The sequence below is a fragment of the Arthrobacter sp. UYP6 genome (genome assembly GCF_040547315.1).
Classification (GTDB): Bacteria; Actinomycetota; Actinomycetes; order Actinomycetales; family Micrococcaceae; genus Arthrobacter_B.
In genome coordinates this window covers 42,153-61,758 of record NZ_JBEPPM010000023.1, presented here as the reverse complement: position 1 = coordinate 61,758, position 19,606 = coordinate 42,153, and the positions used below count along the sequence as shown (strand labels likewise).

Genomic DNA, 19,606 nt, shown 5'->3' with positions numbered 1-19,606 from the left:
AGATATCTGTGGCCTCTCAGCCCAACCACCAGTTCCACGGCGTCATTCCGCCGGTCGTCACCCCGCGCAGCGCCGACGGCAGCATCGATACGCACTCCCTGACCCGGGTGACCAAGCACCTGCTTGAAGGCGGTGTCCACGGACTGTTCGTCCTGGGCTCCTCCGGCGAGGTGCCGTACCTGACCAATGACGAGCGCGAGCTGGTAGTCACCACGATCGCCGGGGTCAACGCCGGCCAGGTTCCCCTGATTGTGGGCGCCAGCGAGCAGAGCACCAACCGCGTCATCGAGGAAGGCCGGAAAATGACGGCCCTGGGCGCGGACGCCCTGGTGGTCACCTCGCAGTTCTACGCGCTCTCCGATGCAAAGGAAACCGACACCCACTTCCGCAGCATCCACGCTGCCCTTGACGTGCCGATCTTCGCGTACGACGTTCCGGTCCGCACCAATTACAAGCTGCCCCTGGACCTGCTGATCCAGCTGGGCCGTGACCAGGTCATTGCCGGTGTCAAGGACTCCTCCGGCGACGACGTCTCCTTCCGCCAGCTCAGCCTCGCCGCCCGCAGCATCGAGAACTTCTCCGTCTTCACCGGCCACGAGGTAGTGGTGGACGGCGCCCTGCTGGGAGGCGCCGACGGCGTGGTTCCGGGACTGGGGAACGTGGACCCGGCCGGTTACCGCCGGCTCTACGACGCGGCCAAGAGCGGGGACTTCGCCAAGGCCGCCGCCGAGCAGGACCGCCTCGCGGACGTCTTCAACATTGTCTACGCGCCCACCCCGGGCCGCGTCTCCGGCGGCGCAGCAGGCCTGGGCGCCTTCAAGACCGCCCTCATGCTGATGGGCGTCATTGACACCAACATCATGTCCGCCCCGATGGTGACCCTGAACGAGCCCGAAACGGCCGCCATCCGGACCATCCTTGAGCGCAACGGCCTGATCTAGGGATGCTCCCTGCCCAACACTGCGTGATCGGGGTGGATATCGGCGGCACCAAAACCGCCGCCGGGATTGTGGACGGCACCGGCACGCTGCAAGCCGCCGAGTCCCGGCCCACCCCCGCCGCCGCCGGTTCCGCCGCGATCCTGGCCACCGCCGTCGGGCTCATGGAGTCCCTGCTGGTGCAGGCCCGCACCGCGGGACTGACCCCGCTGGCCGTGGGAATCGGCGCGGCAGGCGTCATCGATGCGCGGGACGGATCCGTGGTTTCGGCCACCGATTCCCTCACCGGCTGGGCGGGCACGCCGCTGGCGGCTCACCTGGGCCGGGTGGCGGGGCTGCCTGCGTTCGCGGTCAACGATGTACACGCCCACAACCTGGGCGAGCAGTGGCAGGGCGCCTCCACCGGTGCCCAGTCCAGCCTGCTGGTGGCAGTGGGCACCGGCGTCGGCGGCTCGCTGATACTGGACGGCACCCCACATTTGGGGGCCCGCGCGGTGGCCGGGCACGTGGGGCATCTTGCCTCGCCCTACGCGTACGACGACGGCGGCCGTGCGCTGCCGTGCAGCTGCGGCCGCGCCGGGCATCTGGAGGCCATTGCCTCCGGCCCGTCCATCGCTCTGCTGTACCGGCGGCTGGCCGGCGACAGCGGGTCCGGAAACGGCGCAACTGCCGCCGGTGCCCTCGAGCCCGTGTCCGGGCGCGAGGTGGCAGTCCGTGCCGCCGCGGGCGAACCGGTGGCGCTGCGTGCCCTGACCCTTGGTGCAACGGCGGCCGGACAGGCCGTGGGCGGGCTGGCCAACATGCTGGACCCGGCCGTGGTGGTGATTGGCGGCGGAGTATCCGCCGCCGGGGCGCTCTGGTGGACCCCGTTCCTCGCCGCACTGCGGGCAGAGCTGATGGATCCGCTGGCCGGCCTTCCCGTGCTCCCTGCCGTCCTGGGCTCCTCCGCCGCCGTGGTGGGAGCCGCCAAATATGCCTTTGACCGCATCACCGTTCCGGAGGAAACCCGTGTCTGATCCGAAAACAGCGAGCCCGTCGAGCGTTGATCTCTCAGCCCTGGAGTCGCAGCTGATTGTCTCCTGCCAGGCTTACCCGGGCGAACCCCTGCGGGATCCGCGGACCATGGCACAGATGGCGCAGGCCGCGGTTGCCGGCGGAGCCGCAGCAGTCCGGATTCAGGGCATCTCGGACCTGGAACAGACCCGCGCCGCGGTGGACGTACCCGTGATCGGGCTCTGGAAGGACGGAGCGGACGGCGTGTTCATCACGCCCACGCTGGAACATGCCCTGGCGTGCGTGGCTGCCGGGTCCAATATTGTGGCGATCGACGGCACCCGCCGGCCGCGTCCGGACGGCCGCACCCTCGCCGAAACCATCTCTGCGTTGCATGAGCAGACCGGTGCGCTGGTCATGGCCGACTGCGGTTCCGCAGCGGACGCCAAGGCAGCCGCCGACGCCGGGGCAGACCTGATTGGCACCACCCTGGCCGGCTACACGGGCGAACGGCCGAAAACCGACGGCCCGGACCTGGAACTGATCGCCGAGATCAGTGCGCTGGACCTGGGCCGGCCGCTGATCGCGGAGGGCCGCGTCCACACCCCGGCCCAGGCCCGGGCCTGCCTGGATGCCGGTGCATTTGCCGTTGTCGTGGGCACCGCGATCACGCACCCAACCACCATTACCGGCTGGTTTGCGGGGGCGCTGCGCTCCTGATTGCCGTACGTTTCTCGAACATGCCCGGCCGCGGTAGCGGCGGGACCATCTTTGGCGCCGATAGGATATGCAGATGATGAAAGTTGAAGGCTGGCACATTGTCATTTTGATCGTCCTGGCGATGCTGCTGTTCGGCGCGCCGCGGCTGCCGGGTCTGGCGCGGAGCATGGGCCAGTCACTGCGGATTTTCCGGTCCGAAGTACGGCAGATGAAGGACGAAAATCCGGCCCCTGCGGCGGAGCCCGCACCCTATGCTGCCGCTGACCCGGTGCCTGGATCCCCGGTGCCTGGATCCCCTGTGCCAGGAGCCCCCGTACCTGGTGCTCCGGCTGCGGGAGCTACGGCGCCCAGCGCTCCGGCTACCGGCTCTGCCGTTCCCGTGACTCCGGCACCGGTGCCGCCGGTGTCCGTTACTCCGGCTCAGAACGGCCAGATAAGCGGCACGTAGAACACTCCGGCCGCGAGGAAGATGAGGGCGAGCGGCAGGCCGAGGCGCCAGTAGTCGCCAAAACGGTATCCGCCCGGCTGCATCACCATGAGGTTCGCCGGGGTGGCGATGGGGGTGAGGAAGGCTGCGGCGCCAACCACGGTCAGCGCCATCATGAACGGCTGAACACTGACGTCCAGCGACTGGGCAAAGGACACCGCCACCGGCGCCATCACCAGCACGGTTGCCACGTTCGAGATGACCTGGCTGAGGATGAGGGTGAGCACACAGATGACGAAGAGCGCGAAATGAGGGGACCCTCCGCCGGTGAGGCGGTCCACAAGCGCAGCGATCTCATCAGCCGCCCCCGATGAGACGAACGCGTTCGAGAGCGGGATGAGCCCCGCGATCAGGATCACGGTGTTCCACGAGATGGCGCGGAAACCCTGGGGAACGGTAACCACGCCCAGGACCACGAGTGCACCTGCCGCGAGGAGCCCCGCGATCACCGGGGGAACCACGCCGGTGGCCAGCAGGACGACGGTTCCGATGAGCACGGCAAGGCAGCGCCGCCAGCCGCGTCCCAGCGGTACGCTCCGCTGCAGGTTCCGGGACGGCTCAACGGCAACAACATCGGGTGATTCGGTGTATCGGTGCAGCGCGTCCCAGGGACCGTGGATCAGCACTGTGTCGCCCGGGTGGAGGGTGAGCGCAGCTGGTGGCTCGGGGGCCTCGGGGCCGGGCGACGGCGCTCCGCCGCGGCGGAGCGCGATAATCATGAGGTCCTCATCCTCGATGGTCATTCCGGGATAGGCGGTGCGTCCGCTCAGCCTCGAGCGCGGTGCGATGATGACCTCGGCCACTCCCTCTCCTCCGGTGAACAGCCGCCCGGCGTCGAGGTCCGCGGCGTAGCTCTCCTGCCAGACCCGCACCCGTTCGCTCGGATCGGCGGTGTTTCCCCCGAGCCGGTCGGGCTGGCGCTCAGGCAGGAGGCGTTTTCCGAAGGCCACCACGAGGAGCGCGGTCACAAGGACGAGGGGGAGGCCCACCAGTGCAAATTCAAAGTAGCCGAACTCCCGTCCGCCCGATTCAGCAGCAACTTCGGAGACGATGATGTTCACCGGCGTCCCCGTCAGGGTCAGCAGGGATCCGGCGCCGGCTGCGAAGGCCAGCGGAATCAGCATCCGTGAGGGAACGACGCCGGACCGTCCCGCTGCAACGACGACGACAGGCAGCAGCGCCGCAACGGCGCCGTTGATGCTAATCACTGCCGAGAGGGCTGCCGCGGCAGCAATGATTGCCAGGAGAAGCCCGGCTCCGCGGAGCGAGGAGCGCTGTTCGAGCTGCTGTCCGATCCAGGCCGTGATGCCGGTGGCGTCGAGTGCGTCACTGAGGACAAAAAGCGAGGCGATGAACAGGACAACAGGATCGCTGAATCCCGCCAGGGCATCGGTCAGCGAGAGTACCCCGGTGGCCCATAAAGCCAGGGGAACGAACAGCGCCACGATCACGAGCGGTACCCGGTTGGTGATGAAGCCCAGTACAGCCAGCGCCAGCACCACATATGTTGCCCACATTGGATCCAGGACCACCTGCAGGTTTTCCACGCATCACCTCTGTGCCGGAGTCCATGCCACGAGTTAGCCAAACCCAGTCAAGTGCGAAAAGGCGGGCTTGTCGATGGAACGGCGTTCCCGGCGGCCTAACATCGGGGTCACAGCGTCTGGCTGCTGCGCGGTATCAGCGGATGCTCGGCACGGACCTTCATTTCCTGGACCGCCCAGCTGTTGCCGTCCGGGTCGGAGAAACCAAAGAAGGTGCCGCCGTCGCGCTCGTCGAAGACGGTAATTTCGCTCGCCTCCACGCCGCGGCCGATCAGCTGCTCGCGGGCAGCCCGGGCGTCGGAGACCACAAGCTGCATTCCGTGCATCGAGCCTGGCTCCATCTGCTGCTGGGAGGCCAGGTTCCCGATCACAATGGAACACCCCGACCCCGGCGGCGTCAGCTGCGCTACGTCCATATGCTCGTTGACGGTGTGGTGGTCCAGCGCGAAGCCAACCTGGTCGCGGTAAAAGGCGATCGAGCGGTCCAGATCACTGACCGGTAGGACCATCACCTCCAGGGTCCAATCCATAGTGCACCTGCTTTCTACGTTGCGGGCCGGCCTTGGTCGAGGATTTCATCCAACTGGTCGTAACCCGCGGACATGCCGCCCTCCATGCCGGAAGAGGCCATCTGATCGCGGGATTCCACCGAAGGATACAGCGAGCGGCCGGAGAGTTTGCACCGGCCGCCGGGGAGCTGCGTGAACGTGGAGTATTCCAGAGAGACGGTGTCAGGATAGCCCTCGTACTCGAAGGTCTGCACCACAAAATCGTCCTCTCGCACGCAGTGGAAGACCCCGCGGAACGCATGCTCCGCGCCGTCGTTCCCTGATTGGACAAACCGGAAGCCGCCGCCGGTCTGCGGCTCGAACAGGTCGATCCGGGTGCTCAATCTCCGCGGCCCGATCCATTGCGCAAACACGTCCGGATCCATATGGGCACGGAAAACGTCATGGACCGGGAAGTCGAACTCCCGCTCATAATCCATGAACGGTTCACCGTCCGGCAGCTGAACGGCAAGGGCGTTGCTCACGGCGCACCTTCTCCCTGCAGAGCCCCTTCCTGGAGCTGCGCGAGCAGTTCGTCGAGGCGTTCAAAGCCCTCGGCCACGCCGGCCTCCATCCCGGAGGCGGCCATCCCGTCCCGGGCTTCCATGGACGGATAGACAGAGTGCGCGGTGATCCGGGTGCGGTCGCCGTCGAGTGCTTCCAATGTCATGAACTCCAGGCTGGTGACATCGGGATAGCCGGAGAACTCGAAGGTCTGGATGGCGGCCTCGTTCTCCCGCACTGTGTGGAAGATGCCGCGGAATTCATAGGGCACGCCGTCCGGGCCGGTGTGGATGTAGCTGTAGGAGCCTCCGGTCCGGAAGTCGTAGTGGTTTATTTCCATCTTCATCCCGCGCGGGCCCAGCCACTGGGCAACCAGGTCCGGATCGGCGTAGGCGCGGAAGACCTGGGCCACGGGGTAGTCAACCTCGCGGGAAAAGTTAATGAACGGAAGTCCGTCCGGGACAGTGAGTTCCAAGGCGTTGGTCATGATGATTCCTTTGCCTGGTGGCCGCCTTTCTCAGCGGCCTGTGCGTTGAGCACGGCATCAAGGCTGCGGAACTGCTCCTCGCGGATCAACCGGTACTGGTCAATCCATGCAGTGAGTGCCTCCAGCCGTGTGGGATTCAGGTGGACGGGCCGGCGCTGGGCGTCACGCGTGCGTGTGACGAGCTGCGCCTGTTCGAGGACCTGTATGTGCTTCGAGACAGCCTGTTTGGAGATCTCGAAGGGTTCCGCCAGTTCGTTGACCGTGGCCGGGCCCCGGGACAGCCGGGCGATGATGCGGCGGCGGGCCGGATCGGCCAGGGCCAGGAAGGCCCGGTCGAGGTGTGCCTCGTCGTTCGCAGTGTCCATGGCGTGGGTCAGCTTCTATGGTTCGTTCTGCATCTGCGGTTCTTTCAGCATGTAATCAAGGTGCTGGTTGTTCAACCTGTTGGTTGATTACGAAACTACGCCCGCCCGGAGGAGCCGTCAACGGCCCTGGATAAAAAAGACGAATACTTCCGCGGCGCTGCCCGGAGGCCACCGGCGGTATTCACAGGCACGGGTGCCCGCCGGAGAATGGGAAGGGCACATTGCGCGCTTAGCGCCCGCATTTCGTGACGCGGGCACCGCGGCCGCTTCCGGCGGCCGGCGGCCGAACGATGGGAAGACCATGACCAGCTCGGTTTCACGTTCTCATCCCCCCGGTGAGCCCGCGTTTCACTGGGGAAGTTTTGTCTTTGGGCTGGTCATGCTGCTTCTGGTCATTGCCCAGGGCGTTGCGTCCGGGCTGGCGGGCTATGTGGGGATGGCCGGACTAATTCTGCTGCTGACGGGCCTGTACGCGTTCTTTACCGGGCGGCCCTCCTGGCTGTGGCTGCATCACCGGCGGGACGCGGCCGTTGTGGGGATTATCGGGCTGGCGGCGTTCGTCCTGGCACTGGGAATTAACGTCGGAAGCAGCTAGGCCGGTGCCGCGAAGATCCAGGGATCACGCGGAAGCAGTGCTGGAGAAAATGCCTCTAGCGCGTGCGCCAGGGTGCCGGCCGGCAGGTTCAGGGACGCAAGAATCAGGTTCCGCACCTGGATCGCAGCCAGGCCGGTGCGGGCCAGCGCCGCCAAGGTGATGGCGCCGTCGCGCTTGGCAAGACGCTGCCCCGACCGGTTCAGCACGAGCGGAACGTGGGCGTATTCCACCGGCGGCAGCCCCAGCAGGGACGCCAGGTAAGCCTGCCGGGGAGCGGAACTGAGCAGGTCACCGCCGCGCACCACCTGATCAATGCCCTGCGCGGCGTCATCAATGACCACCGCGAGGTTGTAGGGCAGAGCGCCGTCGTTGCGCCGCAGCACCAGATCGTCCACCGGCCCCGTGAACTCACCGTGCAGCAGATCCGTCACGGTGTACTCATCCACCTCGCTACGCAGCCGCAGGGCCGCAGGGCGTTCCAGCCGCCGTTTGGAACGCTCGGCAGCGCTGAGGTTTCGGCAGGTTCCGGGATAGGTGCCGGGTGGAATATGCGGAGCCCGCGGGGCGTCGGCAATTTCGCTGCGCGTGCAAAAGCACTCGTAGATCCGTCCCGACTCGGAAAGCCGGGCAATGGCTGCCAAATATAGCCCGGTGCGCTCGGATTGCCGGACGGGAGCGGCATCCCATGCGAGACCGACGGCGCTAAGGTCACGCAGCTGCCCCGCTTCGGTCCTGGACCGCTGCGGATCCAGGTCTTCCACGCGCAGCAGGAATCCGCGCCCCGAGGCACGGGCAAACAGCCACGCCAAAACGGCGGTGCGGAGGTTCCCGACGTGCAGATCTCCGGTGGGGCTCGGGGCGAAGCGGCCGGCTCCGGTGGTCGCGGCGGCGGGGGAGGCGGTCACGTTCCCAGCTTACAAAACAGGCTGCAGATCCAGCGCCATCAGCACCTCATCGCGGTCTCCGAAGCCAACGTATTAGTCCAACTCCTCAAACAGGGTCAGCTGGAGTCCCTCCGGTGCATTGAGTCGGGAATTCAGCGACCGCCAGGGTGTTTCCCGGGGTGCGGCCACCAGCTCGGCGCCGCCGTCGACCGCCGCTGAGGTGGCCCGTTGTGCGTCGTCAACCTCGAAGGCCACCCGCAGCTTCAGGCTTGGCGTTCCGTCTGCCTCCACCGTGTCGATCATGCGTACCTGGGAGGCGTTGGCGATCTCCAGGGTGGCCCGGCCGGCATCCAGGATGGTGACCTCGGCGCCGTCGCCTCCCGAGTAGGCCTCCTGCTCGGGCAGGCCAAGGGTGTCCCGGTAAAAGGCGAGGGCGGCGGCATAGTCCTCGGCGGCGATCACCAGTCGCAGCTGGCGGACGGGTGTGGCCGGAGATGAGGCAGCGGCGTCGGTGGTCATGCCGGCACAACCGTGCCCGGCCCGTTCAAATTCCCGGGGCAGGTAGAGTGAAGGGCCGCGAATTGCGGTTACCACTGCCGGGCTGGGTTCGGTCAGAGCTCTAGGATTTGCACACAACATGACACTGAACTTCACCGCGATCGACTTTGAAACGGCCAACGGATCGCGGGCCTCGGCCTGCGCCATGGGAATGGTCAAGGTTCGCAACGGGCACATTGTTGAGCGGGGCCACTGGTTCCTGCGGCCCACCGACGGCGGAGGTTTCCAGCAGCGCAACATCGAGGTGCACGGCATCACCGAAGCCATGGTGGCCGGCGCGCCCACCTGGGCCCACATCCATTCCGAGGTTGCCGCCTTCATTGGCGACGACGCCGTGATCGCCCACAACGCCGCCTTTGACCTGGACGTCTTCCGGAAAACCAGCGAGGCTGCGGGAATCGCGTCGACGCCGTACCGCTCCGGCTGCTCGGTGAAGCTGGCGCAGGGCATGCTGCCCCTGGAGAACCACAAACTCCCCACGGTCCACGCCGCCCTGGGCTTCGGCGCCTTCACGCACCACGACGGACTGGCCGACGCCGAGGCCTGCGCGAACATCACCATCACCCTGGCCGCCCGGGAAGGGCTGACGGATATTGACGCCGTGCTGAAGGTTTGCGGGCTCAAGGGGCCCTCCGGCGCAACCGGTGCGTCGGCAGCCCAGAGCCCGGCGGCAATGCGGGCCCAGCGGTTCGCTCCGCGGCCCACGCTCACCCTGGACGAGCCGGTGGCAGCGATGTCCGCCAAAATGAGCGGGCACATGGTCTCCTTCACTGGGGACTTCTCCGTGGAACGCCCGGTCCTGCAGCAGATGGTGCGCGAACACGGCGGTGAGCTGAACAACCATGCACCCACCCGCACCACCACGCTGCTGGTGGTGGGCGACTGGGAGCCGGAGATGCTGCGGCCCGGCGCCGTCGTCAGCCGTTCCGTCCAGAAGGCCCAGGACCTGCGCGCCAAGGGCCAGGCCCTGGAGATCATTGGAGAAGCAGCTCTCTGGCAGCTGGTGGATACAGATCCAGCTGCCGCCGCGGTGGCCGCCGGTGGGGCCGTGCTCCTGCCCTCCGCCTACGAGCCGCTGTCCCTGGCCGATACTGCGCCGGCCCTGCCCAAGCGCCGCGACGTCAAGGGCATGGGCACCGTGCTGGCGCAGATGGGGCCGGCTGACCTCGCCGCCGCCACCTTCAAGAGCGATCACTACGGGGTGTTCCGGGTCTCCGGCACCGCCTTCAAATCGCCGGTGCTTGGAGTACGGATGCTCGGACACCGCAGCATCGAGAACAACGCCAAGCCGGAGCGGGACATCCATTCCCTAGCTGTCCTGCAGGATGAGGATGCGGCCTTTGTTGCCGTCCTGACCGCCCATGTTCCGGATCCCGAGTCCACTGATGCCCTGCTCGGCAGCGTTCGGCACGGGGACGTGGTCACTGCGGTGTTTGACGCCCTGGGCGGACCGTTCGTGGTCCAGGGTGTGGCGGTTTACGCCCCCGTTGCGGAGATGTTCATGCTCGGTTCGATGATCCTGGCACGCCACGGGCGTTCCGGAACAAAGCTCAGCTGGCTGCAGTCAGTCATCCCGCGCGCCGATCATACGCTTGCGGTGCCGGAGCAGATCAGCGCTTGGGATTTCTACGAATCATCGGCCGACTAGGAGACGCCGTTGCTGCCCGCCGGAAGGCGGGATATACCTCTTGTATAGGAGGTGGCGAGAATGAGCAGCGGACGTGGACGTCTGGGATATTCACTGACGGAACCGGCTCCGGATGTCTGGTTTGCGGAGGGACCGGCATCCAACTGGGTCATCCTGCGCCGGGGGAAGAACTTCACCCTGGTTGACGGCGGCTATCCGGGCGACCTGCCCCTGGTGCTGGCCTCGCTGGACGATGCAGGCCTGGACCCCGCGGACGCCGCCGCCGTCCTCATCACGCACGCCCATGTGGACCATGCCGGGACCGCCGGCTATTTTGCGGCCGCCTACGGCGTTTCCGTTCTGTGCAGCGCCTCCGAACTTCCCTATCTGCGCGTAGAAGACAAGGATCAGGTTTCCGCCGCCCGCATTTTGCGCAGGGCATGGCAGCCCGCCGTCGCGCACTGGGCCTGGCACATCCTTGCGTCCGGCGGCGCCTCCCGGGTGGCGGTGCTGACCGCCAGAGCCTGGCACGACGACGTCGAGCTGGCGGCGCTGCCCGGATCCCCCGTGGCGGTCCCCACGCCGGGGCACACTCCCGGGCACACGGCCTTTTACCTGCCGGCCGCACACGCCGTGGCCACCGGCGATGCGCTGGTCACCGGGCATGCGCTCAGCCGGACCCGCGGCCCGCAGATGCTCGATTCCATGTTCCACAGCGACGACGACGGCGCCCGCCGGTCCCTGGCGCAGCTCGGCAGGCTGGACGCTTCGCTGCTGCTGCCGGGCCACGGCCCCGCCGTGGCGACGGGAGCACGGCAGGCGGTGGGTGCAGTCCGGTCCCGGGCTGCAGCTGCGAAGCGCCGTCTTACGGTGCCGGGCCTGAAGGGCGGCTTCGCCGAACCCACCTACGGGCGGACTATGCCCGAAGGCAGGCCATCCCGGGCTGGAATTCCCTGACCGGCCGGTCCGCGTTTGTTAAACTCTCGTAAATAATCGAGGATTGTTCAACACAATGAGGCAGAGATTGTTCAACAACCCATAGACTGCTGGAAACCGTGTGGCCGCAACCACATCCCCCAGCGATTGGAAGACAGTATGGACACCGTGCCTCCGAATGAGGTCCCGCCTCCCAAGGCGAAGATCAAGCCCAACGCCAAACGGACGGCACTCCTCGGCGCCATGTTCTTGATGGCCACCAGCGCCATCGGGCCGGGATTCATCACCCAGACCACGGTTTTCACCGTTCAGCTGGGTGCCGCCTTTGCCTTCGCGATCCTGGTATCGATCCTGGTGGATATCGCGGTGCAGCTGAACGTGTGGCGGATCATCGGGGTCTCGGGCCTGCGCGCCCAGGCGCTGGGCAACAAGGTGCTGCCCGGCGCAGGCTGGCTGCTGGCCGGACTGGTGTTCATTGGCGGGCTGGTCTTCAACATCGGCAACATTGCCGGCACGGGCCTGGGCATGAATGCGATGTTTGGTCTGGATCCCAAGATCGGCGGAGCCGTCTCCGCCGCCGTCGCCATCCTGGTCTTCCTGTCCAAGAAGGCCGGACTGGCCCTGGACCGGATTGTGGTGATGCTCGGCGCCATCATGATCCTGCTGATGCTCTACGTGGCCATTGTGGCTGCCCCTCCCGTGGGGGAAGCACTCAAGAACACCGTGCTTCCTGCCAAGGTGGACTTCCTGACCATCACCACGCTGATCGGCGGAACCGTTGGCGGCTACATCACCTATGCCGGCGCCCACCGCCTCCTGGACTCCGGGACCACCGGCACCGGGCACGTCAAGGACATCACCCGGGTTTCACTGCTGGGCATCATCGTCACCGCCGTCATGCGGGTGCTGCTGTTCCTGGCCATCCTGGGCGTGGTGTCCAGCGGCGTAGCGCTGAGCGGCGACAGTATGGCTGCCGATGCCTTCTTTGCCGCCGCCGGCGAAATCGGCCTGCGGATGTTCGGCATCGTCTTCTGGGCAGCCGCCCTGACCTCGGTGATCGGAGCCGCCTACACCTCGGTCTCCTTCGTGACCACACCGGCCACCAAGGACCGCACCCGCAGCCTGATCACGGTGCTGTTTATCGCCTTCTGCGCCGCTGCCTACCTGCTTCTGGGGCAGGCGCCGCAGACCCTGCTGGTCTTCGCCGGTGCCTTCAACGGGCTGATCCTGCCGCTTGGATTTGGCATCCTGCTCTACGCCGCGTGGCGCCGCCGCGACCTGCTGCAGGGGTACAACTACCCCAAGTGGCTGCTGGGCATCGGCGTCCTGGCCTGGCTGCTGACGCTGTTCCTGGGTTGGAAATCTTTGTCCGGTCTGGCCGCATTGTGGCAGTAACAGTACCGGCACCGCAGGATCTCCGAAAGGATCTTTCCATGACCTCCGAACACGTTCCGCGGCACCTGTTGTCTGAGGCAGTGTCCACGGCGGCGCTGTCCCCGGCCGAGGCGCGGGCGCTCTTCCGGAGCGGCCTGGTCAGCCCCACCGCCGGGTGGTCCGCCGGTTACGCGCAGGCAAACCTGATCATCGTGCCCAAGGAGCAGGCGTTCGACATCCTGCTCTTCGCCCAGCGGAACCCCAAGTCCTGTCCGATCCTCGGGGTCCTCGACGCCGGTGAAACCACCGGCCCACTGCTGGGCGACGGTGATATCCGGACGGATCTGCCGCGGTACACGGTGTATATGGACGGTGAGAAGGTCGCGGATCCAACGGATCTTCTGGACTACTGGCGCGATGACCTGGTGACGTTCATTGTGGGCTGCAGCTTCACCTTTGAAGCGGCGCTGCAGGAGGGCGGCATCCGCATCGCGCACATCGACCAGGGCACCAACGTGCCCATGTACCGCACCTCCATCCGCTGTGAACCGGCCGGCAGCATCAGCGGCCCCCTGGTGGTTTCCATGCGTCCGATTCCCGCCTCCCAGGTGGCCGACGCCGTCCGGATCACCTCCCGCTATCCGTCCGTGCACGGTGCCCCGGTACACGTGGGCAATCCGGCGGAGCTGGGCATTTACGACCTGTCCCAGCCGGATTTTGGCGATCCCGTGCAGATTCCGGCCGGCCATGTCCCGGTGTTCTGGGCCTGCGGCGTGACCCCGCAGGCCGCCGTGATGGAATCCAGACCGTCGCTGGCTATTGGGCATGCCCCCGGGCACATGCTGATTACCGAGGCGCGGGACAGCGCCTACCTGGTGTGAATATAGGGGCCCGGGCGCAGCCAACCCGGCCCGGGCGACGGCTGAGCTGCTACGCCCCCAGATGCCCCAGCAGCTCAGCCTCGGCGGCATCCAGATAGCCGCGCAGCACGTCAGCCGCCTCGGAGCGGCTCCCGGCTCGGAGCAGTTCCACCAGCGCCGCGTTTTCCTCGACATAACGCGTATGGAAATCCGGCTGGGCGCTCATGGTGTGGAATACCAGGCGCATCTCCGCCAGCACCCGGCCCATCATCTGCTGCAGTTGGACACTGCCGGACATGGCTACCAGGCCCTGATGGAAGTCCTGGTTGGCCGCGGCCATGTCAGCAACGCTTCCGCGGGACTTGGCGTCCCGCGCTTCGGCGATCACCGTGTCCAGCCGGGGGAGGTCCAGCTCCGGTCCCCAGAGGACCGCGGCCGGTTCCAGCATCCGGCGCACCCGGTAAATCTCGCGCACCGCATCGGCGTCGGGCGAGGCCACAAAAACCCCGCGGTTGGGATAGCGCGTCACCACGGATTCAATGCTGAGCATGGTGAAGGCCTCGCGCAGGGTGTTGCGGGAGACCTGCAGCGATGCCGCGAGCTGCTGTTCCGAGAGCTTGGTTCCCGGCAGCAGGTCACCGGCAGCGATCCGGCTGCGGAGCACATCAGCCACCCATACGGTGGTGTTTGCGTGGTCGGCACGGTCAGCGATGATATCCCCCAGGTTCACAAGCATTCCCCTAATCTAGCGGGAAGAAAATGGATCCGGAGCACCGTCCGCTGGGGGACGGCCGGCACCCCGGAAGATTTAGGAGCCGATCCGGCCCAGGGCGTCCCCGCGGCCGACGGCGGCGCCCGGTTCGAGCGCGGACCTGGCGAACACTCCGGCGCGGTGGGCGCGGACGGTGGTTTCCATTTTCATGGCTTCCAGCACGGCCACGGGATCACCCTCGGCCAGCTGCGCGCCGTCGTCGGCCACCCACTTCACCAGGTTCCCGGACATCGGGGAGGCAAGCGCGGCAGCGGAGTCTGAGCCGTCGTCGGCCGCGGCGGCTCCGGCAGCCGGGCCAGCGCCGCCGCCGGAGCGCAGCGCGTTGAGCAGCGCGGAAGGAACGCCTACGGCCACGGCGCGGCCGTCCACGTCGATGGTGATGGTTTCACGCTCAGCGTCGGGCATGGCGGCAGCGATCTCGGGGGAGGCAGCCAGCGGTTCAGCGAACTCGGACTCGATCCACGTGGTGTACACGCCGAGCTGATCGTTGCGGGTGAACGCCTCGCTGCGGACCACGGCCCGGTGGAACGGAATCACGGTGGGCAGCCCGCGGATCACCAGCTCATCCAGGGCGGCCCGGGCACGGCGCAGCGCCTGCGGCCGGTCCTCGCCCCAGATGATCAGCTTGGCCATCAGGGAGTCGTATTCGCTGGGCACCACGGACCCGGAACGCACGCCGGAGTCCATCCGGATGCCGGGACCGGTGGGCGGTTCGAAGGCTTCCACCGGGCCGGGGCCGGGCAGGAACCCGCGGGCCGGATCCTCGGCGTTGAGCCGGAACTCGATGGCATGCCCGTGCGGCACCGGATCCTCCGTAATGGAGAGGGGCAGGCCGTCGGCAATGCGGAACTGCTCGCGGACCAGGTCCACGCCGGTGGTCTCCTCGGTGACCGGATGCTCCACCTGCAGCCGGGTGTTGACCTCCAGGAAACTGATCAGCCCGTCCGGTGAGACCAGGTATTCCACGGTTCCGGCGCCGGTGTAGCCAGCTTCGCGGCAGATGGCCTTGGCCGAGGCATGGATGGTTTTCCGCTGCTCATCGGTCAGGAACGGCGCGGGAGCTTCCTCCACCAGCTTCTGGTTGCGGCGCTGCAGCGAGCAGTCGCGGGTGCCCACCACAACAACGTTGCCGTGCGTATCGGCCAGCACCTGCGCCTCGACGTGCCGGGGGCGGTCCAGGAACCGTTCGGCGAAGCACTCGCCCCGGCCAAACGCGGACACTGCCTCGCGGACGGCGGACTCGAAGGCGTCCTCCACATCCTCCATCCGGCGGGCAATTTTCATGCCGCGTCCACCACCGCCAAAGGCAGCCTTGATCGCCACGGGCAGCCCGTGTTCCTCGGCGAACGCGCGGACCTGCTCGGCGCTTTCGGCCGGGCCCTCGGTGCCGGGCACCAGCGGCGCACCCGCCCGGACAGCGATTTCGCGGGCGGTGACCTTGTTGCCCAGATCGCGGATGGCCTGCGGTGCGGGGCCAATCCAGGTCAAGCCGGCGTCGATCACCGCCTGCGCAAAGTCGGCGTTCTCGGACAGGAAGCCGTAGCCGGGGTGGACGGCGTCGGCCCCGGCGAGCTGCGCTGCCTCGATCAGCTTGGGAATGTTCAGGTAGGTGTCCGCCCCGGCGGCACCGTGCAGCGGAAAGGCCTCATCGGCCAGGCGCACGTGGAGGGCATCGGCGTCGGGATCCGAGTACACGGCGGCCGAGGCGATGCCGGCATCAGCGCAGGCACGGGCCACGCGCACGGCAATTTCGCCGCGGTTGGCAATCAGGACCTTCTTCATGGGGTTCCTTCCGGAAACAATCCGGCGGCCGCCTCGGGGGAGAGCGGTGCCAGGGTGTCGGGGTTCACAAAAACAAAGCGGACGGGGTGGCCGGGCGGCAGCTGGGCGGCCACGGGCACGTCCTGGGGCACGACGGCGGCGATCACCGGATAGCCGCCGGTCACCGGATGGTCGGCCAGGAACAGGACGGGCAGGCCCGACGGGGGAACCTGCAGCGAGCCGGCCACCACGCCTTCGCTGGGCAGTTCGCCGTCTCTGGTGCGTTCCAGCGGATGTGCATCCGGATCCTGTGTGTCGGTGTCCAACCGGACGCCGATCCGGTTGGATTCACTGGTGGTGCACCAGTTATGGGCCGTCAGAGCGGCTGCGGCACCGGGACCGAACCAGTCCTGCCGCGGTCCGGCGGTGATGCGCAGCTGGGCCGGTTCTGTTCCGGTGCCGAGCATGCCCGGCCCGGTGCCGTCCGGCAGGGGGGACGGTTCCGGAGCGCCAACGGGGAGAACCCCGACAGGGACAACTGAGGATGCGGCGGGAACCGCACCGATCGGCAGCCGGTCTCCGGTCTGCAGCGGTGCCGGGCCGATGCCGCTCATCGAATCGCTGCTGCGGCTGCCCAGGACCGGAGCAACGTCGATGCCGCCCCGGACCGCCAGGTAAGAACGCACGCCGCGGTAGGGCATGCCGAGGATCAGGGTTTCCCCATCCAGCAGGGCAAAGGGCGTATTCAGCGGTGCCGGGCGGTCGCGCCCGCCGTCGCCGGAGCCCTGCCTGGAGCTGTCCACGGCGCCGTCCGGGGAGACAACGGCAGCGGGCAGCTCGGCGCCGGAGAGGGCCAGCACGGCATCGCCGCCGCGCACGGTCAGTTCCAGGCCGCCGAACAGGTTCTCGATGACCGCCGCGCCAGCCGGGTTGCCGGCCAGCCGGTTGGCCTGCCGGGCGGAGCGGGTATCGGCGGCGCCGGCGGCGGAGACGCCTAGGTCTGCATAGCCGGGGCGGCCGAGGTCCTGGATCAGGGATTGGAGGCCTGGGGCTTTGATCTCCAGGAACGTGTGGTTGCGTGGGCTGGGATGGGAAGTCTCATCGTCCCTAGGGCAACTCCCTCGTTCCTCGGTCGTTGATGCGGGACTCACGAGACTCCCCATCCCCGCGGCACCTCTTGTTCGCTGCGGGTCGGTCGCCTTGGTATCCGCTCCGGAGTTCTCGGCCTGAAGTGTTGTGGGGGTGATGAGTTCGCGGATGGGGTGGAAGATGACCTTGTCGCCGGGGCGGATGAGGGCCGGGTCTTCGCGGGAGAGATCCCACATGGGGGCGTTGGTGCGGCCGATCAGCTGCCAGCCCCCGGGAGATTCGCGGGGATAGACGGCAGAGTATTCTCCGGCCAGGGCCACGGATCCCGCGGGCACGGCTGTGCGCGGGCTGTTGCGGCGGGGGACGTTCAGGACCGGATCGCCGCCGGTGAGGTAGGTGAAGCCGGGGGCGAAGCCACCGAATCCGCCCAGCCAGGGCGTGCCGGTGTGCGCGGTGATGACCGCGTCCTCGGAGAGGCCGGTGAGGCGGGCAACCTCGGCCAGGTCACCGCCGTCGTACACCGTGTCAATGGTGACCGTCCGAGCGTCCGGAGCCTCGGCATGCGTCAGGTCCAGGGCCTCGATGAGCCCGGCTGCGGCCACCGTCTCGCGCCGGCCGGCGAACCGGACCAGAACAGTGCAGGCAGCTGCGAGGACATCAATCTGCCCGGACAGCGGATGGGCCTTGAGCTGCGCGTGGAGCGCGGTGACATCGGCGAGTGAGCCCAGCTCCACCAGCAATGCGCGGGTACCGGCGGGCCGGACGCCCCGGACGGGGGAGTCACTCATACGAAGCTCTGGATGGACACGCCGGCGTTTTCCAGGCCGGCGCGGACCGCGCGGGCCATCGCCACGGCGCCCGGAGTGTCGCCGTGGACGCAGATGGAGGCGGCGTCCATCGGAATGTCGGTGCCGTCCACCGCGGTGATGATGCCTTCGGTGGCGAGGCGGACCATGTTGGCGGTGACCTGATCCGTGTCGTGGATGACGGCGTTGGGTTCGCGCCGCGAAACCAGGGTGCCGTCGGGGTTGTAGTTGCGGTCGGCGAAGGCTTCGGCGACACCGCGCAGACCGGCGTCGACGGCCTTGTCCAGCGCGACGGCGCCGGGCAGCAGCAGGACAGGCAGGGACTTGTCGAACGCGGCGACGGCGTCGACCACGGCCTGGGCATGGACCTCGTGGTGCACGATCGTGTTGTAGAGGGCGCCGTGCGGTTTGACGTATTTGATCTCGGCGCCGGCCGCGCGGGCCAGGGCCTGCAGCGCGCCGAGCTGGTAGAGGATGTCGTCGAACAGCTCGGTGTAGGAGCAGTCCAGGAAGCGGCGGCCGAATCCGGCCAGATCGCGGTAGCCAACGTGCGCCCCAATGGTCACGCCGGCGGCGACGGCGTCGCGGCAGGTCTGCGCGATGGTGGAGGGGTCTCCGGCGTGGAAACCGCAGGCCACATTGGCACTGGATACGGATTCGAAGACGGCGGCGTCATCGCCCATGGTCCAGTTGCCGAAGGACTCTCCAACGTCGCTGTTCAGATCAATCACCGGCATGGCGGGCCTCCGTGCCTATTTCGGGAATGGTGTCCCTACAGTGTGCGCGATCACGTCAGATTGTTCAACAATCCGTGTCGATGTTGCGACAGGCCGCCAGGAAATTGAGGATCAGAACTCCGACGCCCGGCTGACCGTTTCCCTGGCGGAGCGGATCACGGCCGCATCGATCATGCGGCCGCTGGCATCCACGGTGACGCCTCCGCCGCCGCCGTCAAAGCCGACCAGAACCTCCCTGGCTGCGGCAACGGCGGCGGTATTGGGGGTGAATGCCCGGTTGATCACGGGGACCTGCGAAGGATGGACTGCGGTGCGGGACCGGAAACCGAGGTCGTGAAGCTTGCGGGCTGAGGCTTCGAAGGCATCCAGATCGCGGATGGCAGTGGAAGTGGGTGCCACCGGAGCGCTAAGTCCTGCGGCGGCACAGGCAATGACAATACTGGTGCGGATCGAATCCAGGGCCGGTTCGGTGGAGGCGCCGCGGGCCATCCTCAGGTCAGCCATGAGGTCGACCTCGCCGATGGCCAGTGTCGTCAGAGTGCCGGAGGCAGCCAGGGCCTCGATATCGAGGAGGGATGCAGCATCCTCGATCAGTCCGATGATCTGTATCCGGCCAGGTGCCAGCCGCCCTTCGGCTTCGAGGCCGGCAACGATTGCTGCGGCATCCCGCAGCACGGCCCTGCTGCACTTTGCCAGAAAGATTCCATCCAGGCCCGGCTCTGCGATGGCCCGGAGATCGGCGGCCAGGCTCTCCGGGGCAAGGCGCACCCATTGCTGTTGCCGGGCCGCCTGTTGCCTCACGGGGCCGGAATCCGATGACGCGGCCCGACGCTCGGCGTCGCCCAGCAGCCAGGTTCGAACCGCTGCCCGTGCCTCCTCCCTCCGGTCCAGGGGAACGGCATCTTCGAGATCGAGAATGACGGCGTCAGCCTCGCCCGCCGCAGCCTTGGCGAAAAGTTCCGGCTTGTTCCCCGGAACGTAGAGGAAGGACCGGGGGAGAAATGACGGGCTGCGGCGCATG

At 67.4% G+C, this 19,606-nt stretch carries 21 protein-coding genes; 9 read left to right on the top strand and 12 right to left on the bottom strand.

Going from position 1 to position 19,606, the window contains the following annotated elements; all coding sequences use genetic code 11:
• Positions 1-8: 8 nt before the first annotated feature.
• From ABIB35_RS16845 to tatA, 4 genes are all read left to right on the top strand, one after another.
• Positions 9-941, top strand: coding sequence for a dihydrodipicolinate synthase family protein (locus tag ABIB35_RS16845; RefSeq protein ID WP_354182878.1), 933 nt, complete (start codon positions 9-11; stop codon positions 939-941).
• 2 nt (positions 942-943) lie between these two features.
• The gene (locus tag ABIB35_RS16840; protein ID WP_354182877.1) at positions 944-1,954 is read left to right on the top strand and encodes an ROK family protein; all 1,011 of its coding nucleotides are present in this window, start codon (positions 944-946) and stop codon (positions 1,952-1,954) included.
• Complete coding sequence (locus tag ABIB35_RS16835; protein ID WP_354182876.1) at positions 1,947-2,651, top strand: N-acetylmannosamine-6-phosphate 2-epimerase; 705 nt, start codon at positions 1,947-1,949, stop codon at positions 2,649-2,651. The genes ABIB35_RS16840 and ABIB35_RS16835 overlap by 8 nt, the downstream gene beginning before the upstream one ends.
• 67 nt (positions 2,652-2,718) lie before the next feature.
• Entirely contained in the window at positions 2,719-3,099 is a 381-nt protein-coding gene (gene tatA / locus ABIB35_RS16830; RefSeq protein WP_354182875.1) for a Sec-independent protein translocase subunit TatA, read from the top strand.
• On the opposite strand, the gene ABIB35_RS16825 is transcribed toward tatA, so the two are convergent.
• The 5 genes from ABIB35_RS16825 to ABIB35_RS16805 form a co-directional block, all read right to left on the bottom strand.
• Positions 3,072-4,685, bottom strand: coding sequence for an SLC13 family permease (locus ABIB35_RS16825; protein ID WP_354182874.1), 1,614 nt, complete (start codon positions 4,683-4,685; stop codon positions 3,072-3,074). The two genes, tatA and ABIB35_RS16825, sit on opposite strands and share 28 nt — an antisense overlap.
• A 107-nt stretch (positions 4,686-4,792) precedes the next feature.
• Complete coding sequence (locus tag ABIB35_RS16820) at positions 4,793-5,212, bottom strand: VOC family protein (protein ID WP_354182873.1); 420 nt, start codon at positions 5,210-5,212, stop codon at positions 4,793-4,795.
• 14 nt (positions 5,213-5,226) lie between these two features.
• Positions 5,227-5,715 carry an SRPBCC family protein gene (locus ABIB35_RS16815; RefSeq protein WP_354182872.1) on the bottom strand — a complete coding sequence of 163 codons (489 nt, stop codon included), beginning with the start codon at positions 5,713-5,715 and terminating at the stop codon, positions 5,227-5,229.
• On the bottom strand, positions 5,712-6,221 hold the full coding sequence (locus ABIB35_RS16810) for an SRPBCC family protein (RefSeq protein ID WP_354182871.1): 510 nt from the start codon (positions 6,219-6,221) through the stop codon (positions 5,712-5,714). The genes ABIB35_RS16815 and ABIB35_RS16810 overlap by 4 nt, the downstream gene beginning before the upstream one ends.
• Entirely contained in the window at positions 6,218-6,586 is a 369-nt protein-coding gene (locus ABIB35_RS16805; protein WP_354182870.1) for an ArsR/SmtB family transcription factor, read from the bottom strand. Before ABIB35_RS16805 ends, ABIB35_RS16810 begins: the two co-directional genes overlap by 4 nt.
• A gap of 301 nt (positions 6,587-6,887) precedes the next feature.
• Between ABIB35_RS16805 and ABIB35_RS16800 the strand changes: the two genes are divergently transcribed.
• Positions 6,888-7,181 (top strand): hypothetical protein, encoded by a 294-nt coding sequence (locus ABIB35_RS16800; protein WP_354182869.1) that lies wholly within the window; start codon positions 6,888-6,890, stop codon positions 7,179-7,181.
• On the opposite strand, the gene gluQRS is transcribed toward ABIB35_RS16800, so the two are convergent.
• Both gluQRS and ABIB35_RS16790 read right to left on the bottom strand, forming a co-directional pair.
• Positions 7,178-8,086 (bottom strand): tRNA glutamyl-Q(34) synthetase GluQRS, encoded by a 909-nt coding sequence (gluQRS, locus tag ABIB35_RS16795; protein WP_354182868.1) that lies wholly within the window; start codon positions 8,084-8,086, stop codon positions 7,178-7,180. The genes ABIB35_RS16800 and gluQRS overlap by 4 nt on opposite strands.
• A gap of 72 nt (positions 8,087-8,158) precedes the next feature.
• Positions 8,159-8,584: a VOC family protein gene (locus ABIB35_RS16790; RefSeq protein ID WP_354182867.1), complete on the bottom strand. Its 426-nt coding sequence runs from the start codon at positions 8,582-8,584 to the stop codon at positions 8,159-8,161.
• 118 nt (positions 8,585-8,702) lie between these two features.
• Between ABIB35_RS16790 and ABIB35_RS16785 the strand changes: the two genes are divergently transcribed.
• The 4 genes from ABIB35_RS16785 (at position 8,703) to ABIB35_RS16770 (ending at position 13,441) form a co-directional block, all read left to right on the top strand.
• Positions 8,703-10,271: an exonuclease domain-containing protein gene (locus ABIB35_RS16785; RefSeq protein WP_354182866.1), complete on the top strand. Its 1,569-nt coding sequence runs from the start codon at positions 8,703-8,705 to the stop codon at positions 10,269-10,271.
• A 60-nt stretch (positions 10,272-10,331) separates the two neighbouring features.
• On the top strand, positions 10,332-11,207 hold the full coding sequence (locus ABIB35_RS16780; RefSeq protein WP_354182865.1) for an MBL fold metallo-hydrolase: 876 nt from the start codon (positions 10,332-10,334) through the stop codon (positions 11,205-11,207).
• Positions 11,208-11,345: 138 nt separating this feature from the next.
• Positions 11,346-12,581: an NRAMP family divalent metal transporter gene (locus ABIB35_RS16775; RefSeq protein WP_354182864.1), complete on the top strand. Its 1,236-nt coding sequence runs from the start codon at positions 11,346-11,348 to the stop codon at positions 12,579-12,581.
• Between the two features lie 38 nt (positions 12,582-12,619).
• Positions 12,620-13,441 (top strand): putative hydro-lyase, encoded by an 822-nt coding sequence (locus tag ABIB35_RS16770; protein WP_354182863.1) that lies wholly within the window; start codon positions 12,620-12,622, stop codon positions 13,439-13,441.
• 49 nt (positions 13,442-13,490) lie between these two features.
• Here the strand turns inward: ABIB35_RS16770 and ABIB35_RS16765 are convergent, their stop codons facing one another.
• The 5 genes from ABIB35_RS16765 to ABIB35_RS16745 all read right to left on the bottom strand — a co-directional run bounded on the left by ABIB35_RS16765 (position 13,491) and on the right by ABIB35_RS16745 (position 19,605).
• Positions 13,491-14,156: a GntR family transcriptional regulator gene (locus ABIB35_RS16765; RefSeq protein ID WP_354182862.1), complete on the bottom strand. Its 666-nt coding sequence runs from the start codon at positions 14,154-14,156 to the stop codon at positions 13,491-13,493.
• 72 nt (positions 14,157-14,228) lie between these two features.
• A complete protein-coding gene (locus tag ABIB35_RS16760) occupies positions 14,229-15,974 on the bottom strand; it encodes an acetyl/propionyl/methylcrotonyl-CoA carboxylase subunit alpha (protein WP_354182861.1) in 1,746 nt (581 codons plus the stop codon).
• Complete coding sequence (locus tag ABIB35_RS16755) at positions 15,971-17,830, bottom strand: 5-oxoprolinase subunit B/C family protein (RefSeq protein ID WP_354182860.1); 1,860 nt, start codon at positions 17,828-17,830, stop codon at positions 15,971-15,973. Before ABIB35_RS16755 ends, ABIB35_RS16760 begins: the two co-directional genes overlap by 4 nt.
• Positions 17,827-18,585, bottom strand: coding sequence for a LamB/YcsF family protein (locus ABIB35_RS16750; protein ID WP_354182859.1), 759 nt, complete (start codon positions 18,583-18,585; stop codon positions 17,827-17,829). The genes ABIB35_RS16755 and ABIB35_RS16750 overlap by 4 nt, the downstream gene beginning before the upstream one ends.
• 111 nt (positions 18,586-18,696) lie before the next feature.
• Complete coding sequence (locus ABIB35_RS16745) at positions 18,697-19,605, bottom strand: HpcH/HpaI aldolase/citrate lyase family protein (RefSeq protein ID WP_354182858.1); 909 nt, start codon at positions 19,603-19,605, stop codon at positions 18,697-18,699.
• Position 19,606: the final 1 nt, after the last annotated feature.